The sequence below is a fragment of the Streptomyces sirii genome, from assembly GCF_045690365.1.
GTDB lineage: Bacteria > Actinomycetota > Actinomycetes > Streptomycetales > Streptomycetaceae > Streptomyces > Streptomyces sirii.
In genome coordinates, this window is the sequence record NZ_CP147982.1 from 781362 (window position 1) to 795750 (window position 14389).

General features: G+C 69.5%; 21 protein-coding genes and 1 pseudogene. 14 read left to right on the forward strand and 8 right to left on the reverse strand.

Features of this window, described 5'->3' with window-relative positions:
- Positions 1-11: 11 nt before the first annotated feature.
- Together WAB15_RS03700 and WAB15_RS03705 are read right to left on the reverse strand one after the other, a co-directional pair.
- Complete coding sequence (locus tag WAB15_RS03700) at positions 12-1850, reverse strand: sulfatase (RefSeq protein WP_407285292.1); 1839 nt, start codon at positions 1848-1850, stop codon at positions 12-14.
- Positions 1851-2164: 314 nt separating this feature from the next.
- Positions 2165-2605 carry a hypothetical protein gene (locus WAB15_RS03705; RefSeq protein ID WP_407285293.1) on the reverse strand — a complete coding sequence of 147 codons (441 nt, stop codon included), beginning with the start codon at positions 2603-2605 and terminating at the stop codon, positions 2165-2167.
- A 204-nt stretch (positions 2606-2809) separates the two neighbouring features.
- On the opposite strand from WAB15_RS03705, the gene WAB15_RS03710 reads away from it, so the two are divergent.
- The 12 genes from WAB15_RS03710 (at position 2810) to WAB15_RS03765 (ending at position 9473) form a co-directional block, all read left to right on the forward strand.
- On the forward strand, positions 2810-4069 hold the full coding sequence (locus WAB15_RS03710; RefSeq protein ID WP_407285294.1) for a sensor histidine kinase: 1260 nt from the start codon (positions 2810-2812) through the stop codon (positions 4067-4069).
- On the forward strand, positions 4054-4701 hold the full coding sequence (locus WAB15_RS03715; protein ID WP_407285295.1) for a LuxR C-terminal-related transcriptional regulator: 648 nt from the start codon (positions 4054-4056) through the stop codon (positions 4699-4701). The genes WAB15_RS03710 and WAB15_RS03715 overlap by 16 nt, the downstream gene beginning before the upstream one ends.
- Positions 4702-4774: 73 nt before the next feature.
- Positions 4775-5671: a YwqG family protein gene (locus WAB15_RS03720; RefSeq protein WP_407285296.1), complete on the forward strand. Its 897-nt coding sequence runs from the start codon at positions 4775-4777 to the stop codon at positions 5669-5671.
- Positions 5672-6291: 620 nt separating this feature from the next.
- Positions 6292-6648, forward strand: coding sequence for a gas vesicle protein (locus WAB15_RS03725; RefSeq protein ID WP_407285297.1), 357 nt, complete (start codon positions 6292-6294; stop codon positions 6646-6648).
- A 73-nt stretch (positions 6649-6721) separates the two neighbouring features.
- Complete coding sequence (locus tag WAB15_RS03730; RefSeq protein ID WP_407285298.1) at positions 6722-7165, forward strand: gas vesicle structural protein GvpA; 444 nt, start codon at positions 6722-6724, stop codon at positions 7163-7165.
- 3 nt (positions 7166-7168) lie between these two features.
- A complete protein-coding gene (locus WAB15_RS03735; RefSeq protein WP_407285299.1) occupies positions 7169-7882 on the forward strand; it encodes a GvpL/GvpF family gas vesicle protein in 714 nt (237 codons plus the stop codon).
- 62 nt (positions 7883-7944) lie between these two features.
- Positions 7945-8199 carry a gas vesicle protein GvpG gene (locus WAB15_RS03740; protein ID WP_407285300.1) on the forward strand — a complete coding sequence of 85 codons (255 nt, stop codon included), beginning with the start codon at positions 7945-7947 and terminating at the stop codon, positions 8197-8199.
- A 5-nt stretch (positions 8200-8204) separates the two neighbouring features.
- Positions 8205-8420, forward strand: a complete 216-nt coding sequence (locus WAB15_RS03745; RefSeq protein WP_407285301.1) for a GvpL/GvpF family gas vesicle protein — start codon at positions 8205-8207, stop codon at positions 8418-8420.
- Positions 8384-8644: a GvpL/GvpF family gas vesicle protein gene (locus WAB15_RS03750; protein ID WP_407285302.1), complete on the forward strand. Its 261-nt coding sequence runs from the start codon at positions 8384-8386 to the stop codon at positions 8642-8644. The genes WAB15_RS03745 and WAB15_RS03750 overlap by 37 nt, the downstream gene beginning before the upstream one ends.
- On the forward strand, positions 8641-8970 hold the full coding sequence (locus WAB15_RS03755; protein ID WP_407285303.1) for a gas vesicle protein: 330 nt from the start codon (positions 8641-8643) through the stop codon (positions 8968-8970). The genes WAB15_RS03750 and WAB15_RS03755 overlap by 4 nt, the downstream gene beginning before the upstream one ends.
- Positions 8903-9223, forward strand: coding sequence for a gas vesicle protein K (locus tag WAB15_RS03760; RefSeq protein WP_407285304.1), 321 nt, complete (start codon positions 8903-8905; stop codon positions 9221-9223). The genes WAB15_RS03755 and WAB15_RS03760 overlap by 68 nt, the downstream gene beginning before the upstream one ends.
- A 79-nt stretch (positions 9224-9302) precedes the next feature.
- Positions 9303-9473 (forward strand): hydrophobic protein, encoded by a 171-nt coding sequence (locus WAB15_RS03765; RefSeq protein WP_234442092.1) that lies wholly within the window; start codon positions 9303-9305, stop codon positions 9471-9473.
- 126 nt (positions 9474-9599) lie between these two features.
- Here the strand turns inward: WAB15_RS03765 and WAB15_RS03770 are convergent, their stop codons facing one another.
- From WAB15_RS03770 to WAB15_RS03780, 3 genes are all read right to left on the reverse strand, one after another.
- A complete protein-coding gene (locus WAB15_RS03770; RefSeq protein WP_407285305.1) occupies positions 9600-9998 on the reverse strand; it encodes a nuclear transport factor 2 family protein in 399 nt (132 codons plus the stop codon).
- Between the two features lie 141 nt (positions 9999-10139).
- A complete protein-coding gene (locus WAB15_RS03775) occupies positions 10140-10598 on the reverse strand; it encodes a TIGR03618 family F420-dependent PPOX class oxidoreductase (protein ID WP_407285306.1) in 459 nt (152 codons plus the stop codon).
- A 199-nt stretch (positions 10599-10797) separates the two neighbouring features.
- Positions 10798-11058: a DUF4436 family protein gene (locus WAB15_RS03780; protein ID WP_407285307.1), complete on the reverse strand. Its 261-nt coding sequence runs from the start codon at positions 11056-11058 to the stop codon at positions 10798-10800.
- Positions 11059-11169: 111 nt separating this feature from the next.
- On the opposite strand from WAB15_RS03780, the gene WAB15_RS03785 reads away from it, so the two are divergent.
- Positions 11170-11358, forward strand: coding sequence for a hypothetical protein (locus WAB15_RS03785; protein ID WP_407285308.1), 189 nt, complete (start codon positions 11170-11172; stop codon positions 11356-11358).
- Positions 11359-11445: 87 nt separating this feature from the next.
- On the opposite strand, the pseudogene WAB15_RS03790 reads toward WAB15_RS03785, so the two are convergent.
- Positions 11446-11554 (reverse strand): annotated as a pseudogene (locus WAB15_RS03790) (IS630 family transposase); the annotation flags it as partial.
- A 135-nt stretch (positions 11555-11689) separates the two neighbouring features.
- Between WAB15_RS03790 and WAB15_RS03795 the strand changes: the two are divergent.
- Positions 11690-12583: a SigB/SigF/SigG family RNA polymerase sigma factor gene (locus WAB15_RS03795; protein WP_407285309.1), complete on the forward strand. Its 894-nt coding sequence runs from the start codon at positions 11690-11692 to the stop codon at positions 12581-12583.
- A 102-nt stretch (positions 12584-12685) separates the two neighbouring features.
- Here WAB15_RS03795 and WAB15_RS03800 read toward each other — a convergent pair whose 3' ends face one another.
- Together WAB15_RS03800 and WAB15_RS03805 are read right to left on the reverse strand one after the other, a co-directional pair.
- Positions 12686-13189 carry a VOC family protein gene (locus tag WAB15_RS03800; protein ID WP_407285310.1) on the reverse strand — a complete coding sequence of 168 codons (504 nt, stop codon included), beginning with the start codon at positions 13187-13189 and terminating at the stop codon, positions 12686-12688.
- Positions 13190-13215: 26 nt separating this feature from the next.
- Positions 13216-14292, reverse strand: coding sequence for a PP2C family protein-serine/threonine phosphatase (locus WAB15_RS03805; protein WP_407285311.1), 1077 nt, complete (start codon positions 14290-14292; stop codon positions 13216-13218).
- Positions 14293-14389 lie beyond the last annotated feature (97 nt).

The following is a 14389-nucleotide window of genomic DNA, read 5'->3' on the forward strand; positions in this document are numbered from 1 at the left end:
CCGGGCGCCGGTTACCGGGCCGGCGTCGACGCGGCGGAGCCGGGATGCGGGCCGTAGGACGTCAGGAAGCGGGTGCGGAAGGCGTCCATGCGCCAGACGGGTGCCTTCGGGCCGGGCTTCAGGCCGGTCTGCCAGCCCCAGTCGGAGATCCGTTTCAGCACGGCCGGATCGTGGGCGACGATCGCGACCGGCACGTCCCGGCTGGCGTGCTCGCCGGTGACGGCCGGAACGGGCTGGTGGTCGCCGAGGAAGACCAGCACGGTGTTCTTGTTGCCGTACTTCTCCACGTAGGAGATGAGGCTGCGCAGCGAGTACTGGATGGCATGCCCGTATTCGACAGGCACCTGCGCGGGGTCCCGCCACACCTCCGTGGGGTTCTTGCCCGCCTTCTGTATGGCGTTGTAGACCGAACCGTCGCCGACCTCGTTCCAGCCGATCATCTTGGGCAGCGGCGCCCAGGGGTTGTGACTGGACGTCAGGATGATCTCCGACATCAGGGGCTTGCCGCCCGGCTTGCCGTGCTGGAGGCGTTCGAAGGCGGACAGGCTGTACTGGTCGGGCATGGTCGACCAGCTGAACTTGGGGCCCCGGTAGCCGAGGTTCCGGGAGTCGTAGACGTGGTCGAGACCGTAGAACGTCCCCTCCGGCCAGGACCGGGTGACGCCCGGCATGATGCCGACGGTCCGCCAGGCCCCCGTGCGCCGGAAGGCACCCGTCAGGCTCAGGCGGTCGCTGGAGGTGACGGTGCGGTAGCGCTGCTGGTTGTTGATCCACAGGCCCGACATCAAGGTGGAGTGCGCCAGCCAGCTGCCCCCGCCCGCGGTCGGTGAGGTCAGCCAGGCACTCCGGGTGGAGAACCCGGCCTTGCGCAGTCGGCGGGTCCCGTCCGCGAGTACGGCATCGACCCCCGGAGCGATCTTCGGGTCCTCGACGGCGCTGCGCCCGTAGCTCTCGATGAAGGTGAAGATGACATCCTTGCCGCGCAGCCCGGTCAGCAGTCGGTCGGGCGGAGTGTCATGGAAGGCGTCGCCGGCGGCCGCCTCGGCGAACGCGCGCTCGTCCTTCAGGTCCGCACGCACCTGGTCCACACGGCTGCCGACCAGCTCGGCCACGTTCCTGGAGGAGACCGGAACACCGGCGATCTGCATGCCGAGCGCCGTGACGGCGACCCAGGACGTCCCCAGGAGCAGGGTGGTACCCGTCGCCGCCGCACTGTGCCGGGAGATGACACGGCTCAGCCGGACGACCGCCAGCGTCATCAGGACCAGCAAGGCGACGACGAGGACCAGCACGCCGATCACGGCCCCGATGGCACCCGCCTCGCCGGCCGAGTCCCTGAGGAAGGACTCGGCGTCGCCGAACAGGCCCCAGTCGAGCACCGGGTCGAAGGGCCGGGCCAACACCGAATAGAAGCCCATATCAAGGAAGTTGAGGACGGTGAGCAGGCCGAGAGTCACCCCGGCGAACACCGCCGCCACGCGCCGCGCCTTCGGCGGCAGCACGAGCAGCAGAGCGGCACCGGCGATCCCCTCCACCGGGATGCGTGCGAACTGCCCTGGCGTGAGGCCGGAGAGCTGGTCGGGCAGGAGCAGGGCGAAGAGCACGAGTGCCGCGGACAGGACGGTGGCCGTCCGCGCCAGAACCCGCGCGACGGCCGGGTGCCGATCGTGCCACCCACGGACCGCCCCGCCCGCACCGCGGTCCTTGGCCGGAGCGGACGCCGCCGGCTCGGCGCTGCCCTCGTCCGGCGTCCGGCCCTCCGCCTCCTCCGTTGCCCGGTCCGTCTCCGATACCCGGTCCGATGCCGGGTCCGTCTCCGGCAGCTGAGGAGAGCGCGTCAAGTGCGGCACCCGATGGTCCTTCCCTACGAAGCCCGGTGGCGATACGGCGGGCGGGACCCGGGAGGCCGAAGCCCGCCGTTGTCTGTATGTGTACGGGCTGCGGGCGGGCCGCGTTCAATCACCGGGCCGGCGCTTCGGACTTTTCCCGGTGGCGCCGATGAGGCCATACGGGGAGAGGGACACTTCCGGCATACGCGACTGGAGGCCGGGTCGGGTCAACGGTCCGGCGTACTACGTCGTCGTCACCTGCACTCTGGGAGCCGCCGCACTGGCCACGCTGCGGGGCGGCGACCACCGGCGTGCGCTTCAGGACTGATGGTGGGTCAGCGCTTCTTGGGGAACGCGGTGCGCAGCCCGGATCCGTTGACGATGAAGGCGGCCGCGGCCAGGGCGATCGCACATGCGCCGTGCATCACGATGAACCACACCGGGAGGGCACCGGGGATCGTGTCGATGGCGATGATCACGGGCGGCATGATGATCGAGATGATCCGTATGCGCAGATAGGCCCAGCGCGCTCCGCGTGCGGCGAGGACGGTCAGCCAGTAGGTCACCGCGGCGCTCGCCGGCACTCCGGCCGATCGGCCCCACATGAACGAGGTCACCGGCTGTTCGGTGAGCGCGAGCACGACGACCGTGACGAGGACCGCGGCGCTCAGCGCACCATAGGCCGCGACGAGGATCTTCACCTTGCCGAAGGCCGGTCGGGTGTCGGGACGGTTCGGGTGGGTGGGCTCGACCGTGGTGCGCTGGGTGGTTTCCATGGCTCCGTCTTCCGTTGCGTCGTCTGTTGCGATGTCCGGTGCGATCTCCGGTGTGATGTCGACGTTAGGAAGCGCATGGGTGGCGCGGTATCGGCCTGGACGTACGGCTGGGTGGGGCTGGACCCACTCCCGCGCCGATCCGTGCGGAATCCGGCTCCGGGCGGCGCACAGTGGACTCACCGAGCCGAAGTAGAAGGAAGAAACATGCGACAGCTGATGTCGTGGGTGGCAAGCGCCTGCGTGGGGTTCGTCCGAGCGTGCGTGGTGGCGGTCGTCACCATGCTGGTACCGGCCGTATGGGCCGCCGCCGTGGCCCTGGGGATCTGGTGGGGGGCGGCGAACCCGTGGTCGTGGCTGGCGCCGTTCGTGCTGGTGAGCGTGGGCACGCTCGCCTTGTCCCGCCCGGTCTGCCAGATGGTCCGCCGCCTCGTCGCGAAGTGGACCGCCACCGAGATCCCCTCCGGATACCGGCAGGCCGGACCGGTGACGCAGTTGTCCACCGGGTACTGGTGGAACGGCTTCGGCTACGAGCGCACCAGCCGCGACGCGCTCATGGATCAGAAGTGGCGGGTCCGGTGGGGCGACCCCGCCAACGGGCGCGACCTGCGGTTCATGGCGATCGCGCCGCTCACCGCGGGTCTGGTCGCATCCCTCCCGCCGGCCGGGCTGGCCGCGGCGGTCCTCGGGCTCGACCAGTCGGAGCCCGCCGCACGCGTCATAGGGGCGCTCGGCCTGGTCGTGGCCGTCGCCGGTGCCCCGTACGCCTGGCGGCCCGTCGAGCCGGTGGCCGCCCGCTTCCTGCGCCCGTCGCCCGCGATGACGCTGGCGGAGCGGTTGGACGAACTGACCGCCCAGCGCGCGGACACAACGGTCGCGCAGGCCGCCGAGATCCGCCGGATCGAACGGGACCTGCACGACGGGGCACAGGCACGCCTGGTCCTGCTCGGGCTCTCCTTGGCCACTGCGGAGAAGCTGATGGAGACCGACCCCGACCGGGCCAAGGAGCTGCTGCGCGAGGCGCGAGCCGGCGCTGCCACGTCACTGACCGAGCTCCGCGAACTGGTCCGGGGGATCAACCCGCCGGTGCTCAACGACCGGGGGCTCGTCGACGCCCTGCGCGCGCTCGCCCTGGACAGCCCGCTCGAAGCGGCTGTCAGCGCCGAGGTGACGCTGCGCCTGGACCCGCCGATCGAGTCCGCTCTGTACTTCGGAGTCGCCGAGCTGATGACCAATGCGGTCAAGCACGCCCGCGCGACCCGGGCGCACATCTCTGTCGCCCGCGACGACAACGACATCGTGGTGGATGTCGAGGACAACGGTCAGGGCGGAGCCGACGAGCGAACCGGCGGTGGGCTCGCCGGGCTGCGTCGCCGCCTCGCGGTCTTCGACGGCACCCTGGAGATCAGCAGCCCGGCGGGCGGTCCGACCCGTGCAAGGATGGTCGTGCCATGCGAATCGTTGTAGCCGAAGACCTCTACCTCCTGCGCGACGGGATGGTCCGCCTCATCGAGGCGTACGGACATCAGGTGGTGGCGACCGCGACCACCGGACCCGAGACGCTCGACGCGCTGCTGAAGTGGCGGCCGGACGTCGCCGTCGTCGACGTCCGCATGCCGCCGACCCAGACGGACGAGGGCCTGCGGGCGGCCCTGGCCGCGCGCCGCGAACTGCCCGGACTGCCGGTGCTGATCCTCTCGCAGTACGTCGAACAGCTCTATGCCCGCGAGCTCTTGGCCGATGGCTCCGGTGGCATCGGCTACTTCCTCAAGGACAGCGTGTTCGACGCCGATCAGTTCGTCGACGCCCTGGAGCGCGTGGCCGGGGGCGGGACCGCCATGGACCCTGCCGTCATCGCGAAACTGCTGTCCAGCGGATCCTCGAACCGGCGACTCGGACAGCTCACCGAACGCGAACACTCCGTGCTCGGCCTCATGGCCGAAGGGCTGTCCAATCAGGCCATCGGCCGGCGGCTCTTCCTCAGCGACAGCGCGATCAGCAAGTACACCACCTCCATGTTCGGCAAACTCGGCATCACCGATGACAACGACAACAACCGCCGCGTCCTCGCGGTCCTCGCCTACCTGAACAACCCCTGACGTCCCGGGCGCAGACGGCCACGGAGTCCGGGCTCTGCGGCCGTTGTCAGTGGGTCCGTGCATCATCGTTCCCATGACACAGAGCACCACTGAGCCGCTGCACACGCTCGCCCGCGAGCATCTGCCCGCCGAGATCGCCGAGCGGTGGATCGGCCTGCTGCGGCCGAGCCTGCGCCTGGAGAAGGCCACGGGCACGAGTACGGGAACGGGTACAAGTACCGGTACCCGTATGGGTATGGGTACGGACCCAGTCGTCGGTCGGCTCGGCGGCCTGCCGGAGCTTCCGGAGAGCCAGGAGTGGCCCGTGTGGGAGGGGCACGGCCCGCTCTCCTTCGTCGCCGCGCTCGACTGCGCCGCGCTCCCCTCCGCCGCCCTCGACATCGCCCTGCCGTCAGACGGGACGCTGGCCTTCTTCTACTTCGACGGGCAGTTGGACGACGGCTGTGCGGTGGTCGCGCCCGATGAGCCCGACAGCTGGGCGGGTGCGCGGGTGCTGTACGTACCGGCGGACGTTCCCGTCGCCGAACGGGCCGCGCCGGCAGAGATTCAGCCCTACCCCGAGGTACCGGTGACGGCGCGCGTGGAGGCGACGGCGCCGTTCCCCGAGCATCCGGTGATGCACCGGGAGTTCGCGCAGCTTCCCGAAGACCACCCGTTGCACGACGAGGAGTTCGCGGACGCCCTGTGGGACCACTGCGAGGGCACCGAGCACCGCATCGGCGGCCATGCGACACCCGTGCAGGGTGAAGTGGAGTTCGAGGTCGCCCGCGGCGCGCTGGGCGGCCCGCCGTGGGACGACCCCCGCATAGACGAGGAGGCGCTCCGCTGGGTACTGCTCGCCCAGTTCGACTCGGATGACGACGCCGACATGATGTGGGGCGACTGTGGCGCCCTCTACTGGCTGATACGCCCCGAAGACCTGGCCGAACGCCGCTTCGACCGCGCGATGTTCACCTGGCAGTGCGGCTGACGGGATCCGTCCGGCCCTGCCGACTCGGGTGTCATCCCCCGACGGAGTCGGTCCGGCCGCCCGTCGCCGAGCTCATGCTGCGGAGGGAGAACGAGTCGCTGGCACCGGGGCGGCTGATCGGCTACGCCCTCCCCGCCCTTGGGCCGCTGGACGAAGTCCGCCAGCGCTGGCGCATCGCCACCGGAGTCGAGCCGGAGCCGAGCCGAGCCGCCGGCCAACCAGGCGCCGCCCCGCCTGCTGCCCACATCGAAGCGGCCCGATCCCGCAGCCGCCCTCACCTCTCAATCGCTGCCCCTGTGGCGGCACCCACTGCGGCCTCACCGCCCGCGGTCCTCGACCGACCTCACCGCCGGAGTCCGTCATGACCGATCACGCTGGCCGCGCCGGCCTGAACGCGAAGAGCTGTACGCCGTCGCCCACGAATTCGACAAGCTCCGCGGCGCGACACCGACGGCGGCCTTTCACCGTCACCACGGGCTGACTCCCCTTTGGATTTCCCCACTCGCGCATACGCCCGACGTTCGCGGGCACCCGCCTTTCCATCGACACAGAACGGCCAACCACCGTTCGACGGCACCATCTTCGGCAGACGACCTCTACGAGGCACGACAGGCGGGATCATGGCGACAGAGGAAAGCATCGTGGAAAGGGTGGAAGCGGGCGCGGCGGGCGAGGAAAGCCTCGCGCCGACCGAAACGGAAGCGGCGAGCGGCGGGCTGGACCGGATCGCCGCCCCCGCGGCAATGCGCCTCGCCGCGGGGCAACTCGCCGAGATGCTCAACTGCGCACCCGGCTCGGTGTCCGCGCTGAAGGCCGCCGGTGACGGCTGGCTGGCGGACGTGGAAGTGATGGAACTCGAAAGGGTGCCGGACACCACGAGCGTGATGGCGTCCTACCGCGTCCGCCTCGACGACCAGGGCCATCTCATGGAATACGCGCGCACGCGCCGCTCCGGGCGGGGCCAGATCGACCGTTAGGGCTGCAGCCCCGCACCGCGGTTTCCACCCACTTCCATGGCCCTCTCCAGTCAACTGGAAGGGACACAAGACCGTGACTGCCATTCAGCAGCAGACCCAGGCACCACCCGCCGGCGGCAGCGGCTCAGGCACTCTCTACGACGTCCTGGAGCTCATTCTCGACCGCGGGCTGGTCATCGATGCCTTGGTACGGGTCTCCCTCGTCGGCATCGAAATACTCAAGATCGACGTACGCGTCGTGGTCGCGAGCGTGGACACCTATCTGCGATTCGCGGAGGCGTGCAACCGGCTGGACCTCGAATCCGGCCGCAAGGCACCGGAACAGCTCACCGATCTCGTCGGCGAGGCGACCGAGAGCGGCGCCAAGGGAAAGTCGAAGGGCGCACTGGCGGGCGCCGTCGAGGCGGTCGGCGAATCCCTCCGCAAGGGCCACGACGAATCCGAGGAACCCGAAGAGCGCCCGGCGCGCAAACCGTCGTCGGCCGCCGGCCGCCGCACCGCACGCCGGGAGGGATGAGCCATGACCACGTACGTCTACGCCATCACCGACGCCGCCCATCCGCTGCGGCTCTCCGATGTCGCCGGGGTCGGCAACCCCGCGGCGCCGCTGCGCACCGTGCGGACCAAGGACCTGTGCGCGGTGGTCAGCGACGCCCCGGCGGAGCTACGCGCCAAGCGCCGGGACGTGGCGGCCCACCAGGACGTCCAGGAACGCCTGATGGCCGACGGCAGCTGTCTGCCGATGCGCTTCGGGCTCATCGGGCCGGACGACGAGCAGGTCGCCGCCGTGCTGGAGGAGCAGCACGACACCTACGCCCAGCGGCTCGGGGAGCTGGCCGGGTGCCGGGAGTACCACCTCAAGGTGACGCGCGACGAGGAGGACCTGCTGCGGGAGATCGTGCGGGACGCACCCGAGGTGCGCCGGCTCAACGACCGCACCCGGCACAACCGCGGGCCGCACGACGACAAACTGATGCTCGGCGAGCTGATCTCACACGAGGTCCAAGCTCGCCAGGCCCACGCCCGCACGGACATCCTGGCCCGGCTCGCACCGACCGCCGTACGCATCGAGAACAGCGAACCCACCAAAGACCACTTCCTCATCACCTCGTTCCTCGTGGCGCGGGAGCAGACAGCCGCCTTCGCCCAGGCGGTCCGCACCGAGGCACAACAGCGCGGCGACCGGTACACCTTCCGGCTCTACGGCCCGCTGCCGCCCTACAGCTTCGCCTGACCGCACCCCGCACCCCGGGCCGCGCCTTCGGCAGCGGGAGACCGATCGGGCGGGAGGTCCCGATGTGGCTGCTCACCCACCTGCTGACCCTGCCGATCGCCCCCCTGAGGGGCACCGTCTGGGTCCTCGACCAGGTACTGCTCACCGCGGAGCACGAGTTCTACGACCCGGAACCGGTACACCGACAACTTGCCGAGCTGGAAAGGCAGTTGGTGGACTGCCGGATCGGGCCCGAGGAGTTCGACGCCCGCGAGGACGAACTGCTGGACCGGCTGGAGTGGCTCCAGTCCCGCCGGCGTCAACCACGAGGAGGCTGAACCGCATGTCCGACCCGCTGACCGGGCTGCGCGGCGCGCCCCTGCGGACCGTCGCCGGGTCCGGGCTGACGGCTCTGGTGTTTTCCGTCCCGGCCGACGACTTCGGTACGGACGAGTTCACCGAGCGGATGGCGGACCTGGCGGAGCCGGAGGCGCTGGCCCGCACCCACCACGAGGTCGTGGAGTGGCCGGCGCGGTCCGGGACACGGTGGCCCCGCTGACGCGGGGCGTGGTCGCCCATCGCCCCCAGCAGGGCGAACCGGCCTCCGGCTCGGGCGGGAACGTCGCCAACGAGGCGTATCTCGTGCCCCGCAGCCGCGTGCGGGAGTTCCACCAGGTGCTGGCCGGCCTGACCGGGAGCGACACCGGCGTACGGGTCGAGATCACCGGCCCGTGGGCACCGTACTCCTTCGCGAGCCGCCCGGCGGAAGGTGGCGCGGCATGACGGCCAGTGAGGTCACGGCGCCTGCCGGAGGCTCGCGCGGACCGGGCGGGCCCGCCGGGGTCGCCGGTCCGCAGATCGCCCTCATCGATCTCCTCGACCGGCTCCTCAACGGCGGCGCGGTCCTCACCGGGGACCTGGTGCTGTCCATCGCCGACGTGGACCTCGTCCGGATCAGCCTCCGTGCCGTCATTCACTCGATCGCGCAGCAGGAGGCATTCCCTTGGCAGGAGACATCCCTTCAGGAGGAGGCATCCCCTTATGACACAGGACTCCACCGGGCCGACGGCACCTGCGCCCCTCGCCCAGCGACTGGAGAGCGACCCTGAGACGGTCGAACGCGATCTGATCAAACTCGTGCTGACGGTCGTCGAGCTGCTGCGGCAACTCATGGAACGCACGGCACTCCACCGGGCAGACCAGGGAGACCTGACAGAGCATCAGGAAGAGCGGGTCGGCATGACGCTGATGATCCTCCACGACCGGATGTCGGAACTGTGTGAGCGCTACGGCTTCACGATGGACGACCTCAACCTCGACCTGGGGCCCCTCGGTTCCCTGCTGCCCCAGAGCTCGCCCTGAACCGCCGGGCCCTGAACAAACCTCTCTCAATCCGCCCTCAACGACAGGCTTTTCGCCTTATCCATGACAGGAGGAACCCATGGCACCCCTGCTGCTCGTTCTGCTGCTCGCGCTGCTGCTGTTCGGCGCCGGTTTCGCGCTCAAGGCGCTGTGGATCGCCGCCGTCGTCGTGCTGGCCTTCTGGCTGCTCGGCTTCCTGATGCGGTCGACCGGGGCCGGTGGCGGCCGCGCCCGCTGGTACCGCTGGTAGCGCCGGGGCGCGGCCGTCCGAGCCAGGCTCATCGGCAGGTACGCGCCCTCAGCCCGGCCCTCGGCACCCTCGCCACCCTGCCGCTGCGCACGCCGCCGACCTCCGAATGCGTCCGAAGTCAGAGACTCAGGAGCGGTCAGCGAGGCCGGCGGCAACGGCGGCAAGCCGGCCCAGGGCGTGAGCCACGCCGAGCCCGTCCATGTAGTCGCGCACGTGCACGATCTGGCCGTTGCGGACGCGCATCACCAGAAGGCCGGGAAACCTGAAGGGCCGGCCGGTCGTGGTCACCGTCCCGGTCACGACCTGCTCGACAGTGATCACTTTCGGGTCTGCGCTCTCCTGCACGACGATTTCGCCGATCTCCTGCTGTTGGGCTGGGCTGGCACTCCAGGCCGCCCGATAGCCCGCGCGAACCTCCTCGCGCCCCTGGTAGCGCTCGGACATACCGAGGAAGAGGAACGGGAACTCATGGACGGCATCAGGCGCGTAGAGATCGGCCAGGTCGCCCGCGGACTGGTCGAGCATCGCCCGGCTACCGCGTGGCCGAGGCTTTGAAGTCACGCCCGAAACGGGGGTGAAATTCCGCGGCCGGGGCTCCCCTCCCCTCGTGTGCCGGTGGGAGGACCCTTCTTGGGATCGCTGTGACCAGCACGCAGCCGATACGTCCTATCCGTTGATGTCGAGTGCCGTTCCGTACAGTCGGTCCACCTTCAACCGGATGACCACCCGCCGCTCGGCGACCAACTGCTCCACGAACGCGTCTTCGTCCTCCGGCTTCGCGGCCCGCGGGATCATCCCGAGCAGTTCCCGCCCGACCGCGTCGCCGGGAACCGTGGTTATCTCGGAGACCTCGGCCTCGCCCTCGGCGACGGCGAACGACCACACGTCGCCGCCCTGCACATGCAGTGCCGCACGCGGGTCGCGCCGCAGCTGCTTGACCTTGATGCGGTCGGCCGTCGTCGAGAGCCGCACGATCCGGGCCTCGGCGTCCCAGTGGTAGAGCATGGTGGTCAGATGGGGGTGACCGCTGCGTTTGACAGTGGCGAGGGTGCCGAACTGCTGCTTGCCGGGCAGGTCGGAGAGGGCTTCGTCGGACAGCGAGCGAGGTGCTGGGCCTTGAGTCATGGCCTGATCAACGTCCAGGCCCCCCTAGCAATTCCGACAACCTCGACGCGATGGGTGGCCGTTGAGTGCGGTGCGGCAGCGGTGGTACGGCAGCGGCCCACATCGCCGCCGGCCCGCGGTCACCCCGCGCCGGCCCTCAGCCCCCTGCGCTCAAGACGGACCCCGAACCATGCCACGTACACCACCGACGCCGCGACGATCAGCTCTGCCCATAAGAACGCGGCGTAGTCCATGAACCCCCGATCGGTTGCGCACTCGGTGCCGCGTCACGGAAGCCGACCAGGGCGAAGAGGGTGGCCGCCATCCAGCCCATCGCTCCCCACACCAGCCCGCGCCGCCGGCCGCCATCCGCAGGGCTCGACCTGCACGCCCCGCGACATATCCGAACGCCCAGCGGTTCCGACAGTCGCGCCACTGTTGGCTCTCGCACAGTCACCCGGAGCGACCGCGCGGATGCCATTGGGCCGCCCGGAATGTGGAGCGGAGCGCACTATGCGATCTTCCCTGTGGCGTGCGACGCTGATCGAAAGTCGATCTACAACTTTCTACGTCCTTGTTAGGGCTGGTCACCATGGGTAGGAAGTCCGAGGCGCAAGAAGCCCGCGAGCAGGCCGAGGCGAAGTTGAACGAGGAAAGGAAAAAGGCAGCGAAGCGCTCTGGCCGCTCTACGGATGCCGAGGATGCCTGGCAGAAGAAGTTGCGCCAGCAGCAGGAAGAACAAGACCGGCGTGACACCTTTGACGAGAATTACGACATTTGAGCGTGCCGGCCGAGCACAACATCGCCCGTCGCGTTAGTCGTCGTCCCGGCCCGGCCGGTAGATCAGCCTTGAGCTGCGGCCGGGCTAGTAGCAGGTCAGCGCCGTGATCGACACGCGTCTGCCGGGAACGGCCGCGGACCCGAACCACAGGGGAGCAACCGCGCTGCGACCAGGTCTTCGCCTGCGCCGGCGTCATGGAGGCCAACTACGCTGCCCTGGCGCCGAGTTGGTTGGCGAAGGAGCGTGCTGTGTGACTGTGATCTGACATGGCAGGCGAGGGTTCGGGTACGGGTCGATGACGGGGCCGACAGCAATCGCTAGGAGCCACAGCATGACGAGCAACGGCACCACGACGACAGCTACGGCACGAACCTCCGCGAAGAGCACGTCCACAGGGAGCGTCGACACGACGCCCGCGGAGCCCTTGCCATTGATCGAAGAGCCGCAGTGCGTCGACCCGGCCGACGCACGGAACCTGTCGCGGCTGTTCCTCGAACGCCTCGCCATCACCGAGGCAGGAGCAGCGGAGTACCGGTACGCGCGCAACACCCTCATCGAGATGAACCTCTCGCTGGTCCGCTACGTCGCCCGGCGGTTCAAGAACCGGGGCGTGAGCGTCGAGGATGTTCTGCAGGTCGGAGCCGTCGGTCTGATCAAGGCGATCGATCGCTATGACGTGTACCGGCACGTCGAGTTCACCACCCTGGCCGTTCCCTACATACAAGGCGAGATCAAGCGCCACTTCCGTGACCAGACCTGGGCCGTGCATGTGCCGCGACGGCTCCAGGAACTCCGAACCGATCTCGCTCGCACGCGCGAACGGCTGGCCGTGGAGGGCAACCATGAGCCGTCCACCACCGAACTCGCGACGCGGCTGGGGCTGGCAGAGGAGGAGGTTCTCGAAGGACTCGTCGCCTGTAACTGCTACGACGCCGATTCCATCGACAGGCCCCTTCAGGCAGGTGAAAGCAAACAGGTGGGGCTCGTCGCCGATCTCGTCGGCGAGGACGACCCCGCCCTGGGCCTCGTGGAACACGTCCAGGCCCTCAAACCGCACCTGGTGCAGCTCGATGCCCGTGAACGAGAACTGCTGCGGTTGCGGTTCGGAGCGGATATGACACAGGCCGAGATCGGGGAGGAGTTCGGTGTCAGCCAGATGCAGATATCGCGTCTGTTGAACCGAACGTGCAACAAACTGCGCGAGGGCCTCCTCGTCGAGGAGTGAGAGGGCCGCGACGCGGGGGACACCGTCGCAGCACTTGGGCTGTCCGCGTGACCTCTCGTACCGTCACAGCGGCGGCCGTGCGTCCCGGAACGGTCTGGGCCGTCAGAACACCCTCATGCCGTCCCCTGCGCCCGATGCTTCACCTGGCCGTGGCACTTCATTCTTCGGCTCCCTATGGCCGTCGCCAAGACCAGCACCCTGGTACTGGACGCTGCTGAACCTGAGGAGCTGGCCGAGTTCTACGCCCGCTTCCTGGGGGGCAGGCAACGTGTCGGCAGCCATCCGGACTACATCGAAAAAATCGTCGAGCCCGCGGGCGTCCGCATCGTCGCCCGACGAGCGTGACCGGGAGGTCGGCTGAGCCGCGAGGGGCATCAGCCCCGCCGGACCCCGCATACGACCGCCACGGTACGCAACCACGCCGGCCGGGGCGGAGGGAGTACGCGAGATCCCGAACTCCTGTAGGTGGTCGCCGAGCCGGAACTCGAGGTATTCAGGGCGCTCGAAGTACGGCTCCACGCCGAGGACTTCGGTGTACCAGGCGCGGGCGGCGGCCAGGTCGTCGGCGTGGTAGCGGATGGTGGCGAGGCCACGGAATGTCGTCATGTGGGCGAGAGCGGCGTGGATGTAGCTCAGTTCCGGACCTGCGTCTCTTCCCTGAGCCGGTCGACGAGGAGCATCGCGGCATCGTCCGCCAGGCGGCCCTGCGCATGGCGGACCAATGCCTGGTGCAGGCGCGCCAGGAACTCCGGCGGGGCGCAGTCGTGCACCGCTTCCATGGCCTGGGGCAAGGGGAAGAAGTCGTTGTGGGGATCGCGGGCTTCGATCACGCCGTCGGTGTGCAGCAGCAGACGGTCACCGGGCAGGAAGGGGTAGCTCTCCGCCTTGACGGGCGGGCCGGTGATGAAGTCCTCCAGGCCGAGCGGTGGAAGCGGTGAGCCGGGCATCAATGCGTGGACCTTGCCCTGGCGCAGCACCAGCGGAGGCGGATGGCCACGGTTGACCACCCGGACCGCGGCCTCCTCGGGCACCTCGGCCACGAGCGCGGTGACGAAGTCCTCCGCCCGATCCTCCCCCTCGGGCTGGTCGGCCGCATCCGGCACGGCGCACTCCCGCCGCAGCGCGGCCGCGCAGTGGTTCATGACCTCCACCAGGTCGTCCTCGTAGTGCACGGCCTCCCGGAACGCGCCCAGCACGGCGGCGGCCAGGCGCACGGCCGGCAGACCCTTGCCGCGGACATCCCCCACGATCATCCGCACCCCGTACCGGGTCTGCACCACCTCGTACAGGTCACCGCCGATCTCCGCTTCCGACTCGGCCGCGAGGTACAGACTGGCCACCCGCACCGGGCCCAGCCGGGCGGGTACCGGCCGCAGGAGGACTTGTTGGGCCGCCACGGCGACCCGGCGAACCTGATCGAGCTCGCTCTGTCTGCGCGTACGCACGGCATTACTCGTGGTGACACTGGCTACCGAAACCACGAGCAGCCCCAGGAGGTTGCTGTAGATCTGCTGGCCACCCCACGCCTGGTGCAGGGTGGTGGTGATCAAGCTGACGCCCAGGGCCCCGGCCGCCACGGAGAGGGTGCCTTTCGGCCCCATCGTCAGCGAGGCCAGTGCCGGCATCGCGGTGAGGAGCGGACCGGTATACAGAACGTGAGCGGGCGAGAGCTCGATCGCCAGCCCGAGCAGCACGATCGCGAACGGCACACACTGCGCGAATCTGAAGAGGACCCGGCTGTGACCGCCTGCCCCTGCTGGTGGGGGACGTGGGTGGAAGAGCGACCACATGCGTACAGCCTGCCTC

What these genes read in the sequence shown, in the direction of transcription:
- WAB15_RS03795 (WP_407285309.1), top strand. Translation starts at nt 11,690, where the DNA reads ATGACGAGCAACGGCACCACGACGACAGCTACGGCACGAACCTCCGCG.
- WAB15_RS03765 (WP_234442092.1), top strand. Translation starts at nt 9,303, where the DNA reads ATGGCACCCCTGCTGCTCGTTCTGCTGCTCGCGCTGCTGCTGTTCGGC.
- WAB15_RS03720 (WP_407285296.1), top strand. Translation starts at nt 4,775, where the DNA reads ATGACACAGAGCACCACTGAGCCGCTGCACACGCTCGCCCGCGAGCAT.
- WAB15_RS03735 (WP_407285299.1), top strand. Translation starts at nt 7,169, where the DNA reads ATGACCACGTACGTCTACGCCATCACCGACGCCGCCCATCCGCTGCGG.
- WAB15_RS03745 (WP_407285301.1), top strand. Translation starts at nt 8,205, where the DNA reads ATGTCCGACCCGCTGACCGGGCTGCGCGGCGCGCCCCTGCGGACCGTC.
- WAB15_RS03725 (WP_407285297.1), top strand. Translation starts at nt 6,292, where the DNA reads ATGGCGACAGAGGAAAGCATCGTGGAAAGGGTGGAAGCGGGCGCGGCG.
- WAB15_RS03785 (WP_407285308.1), top strand. Translation starts at nt 11,170, where the DNA reads ATGGGTAGGAAGTCCGAGGCGCAAGAAGCCCGCGAGCAGGCCGAGGCG.
- WAB15_RS03770 (WP_407285305.1), bottom strand. Translation starts at nt 9,998, where the DNA reads ATGCTCGACCAGTCCGCGGGCGACCTGGCCGATCTCTACGCGCCTGAT.
- WAB15_RS03715 (WP_407285295.1), top strand. Translation starts at nt 4,054, where the DNA reads ATGCGAATCGTTGTAGCCGAAGACCTCTACCTCCTGCGCGACGGGATG.
- WAB15_RS03755 (WP_407285303.1), top strand. Translation starts at nt 8,641, where the DNA reads ATGACGGCCAGTGAGGTCACGGCGCCTGCCGGAGGCTCGCGCGGACCG.
- WAB15_RS03760 (WP_407285304.1), top strand. Translation starts at nt 8,903, where the DNA reads ATGACACAGGACTCCACCGGGCCGACGGCACCTGCGCCCCTCGCCCAG.
- WAB15_RS03780 (WP_407285307.1), bottom strand. Translation starts at nt 11,058, where the DNA reads ATGGCATCCGCGCGGTCGCTCCGGGTGACTGTGCGAGAGCCAACAGTG.
- WAB15_RS03775 (WP_407285306.1), bottom strand. Translation starts at nt 10,598, where the DNA reads ATGACTCAAGGCCCAGCACCTCGCTCGCTGTCCGACGAAGCCCTCTCC.
- WAB15_RS03800 (WP_407285310.1), bottom strand. Translation starts at nt 13,189, where the DNA reads ATGACGACATTCCGTGGCCTCGCCACCATCCGCTACCACGCCGACGAC.
- WAB15_RS03740 (WP_407285300.1), top strand. Translation starts at nt 7,945, where the DNA reads ATGTGGCTGCTCACCCACCTGCTGACCCTGCCGATCGCCCCCCTGAGG.
- WAB15_RS03710 (WP_407285294.1), top strand. Translation starts at nt 2,810, where the DNA reads ATGCGACAGCTGATGTCGTGGGTGGCAAGCGCCTGCGTGGGGTTCGTC.
- WAB15_RS03705 (WP_407285293.1), bottom strand. Translation starts at nt 2,605, where the DNA reads ATGGAAACCACCCAGCGCACCACGGTCGAGCCCACCCACCCGAACCGT.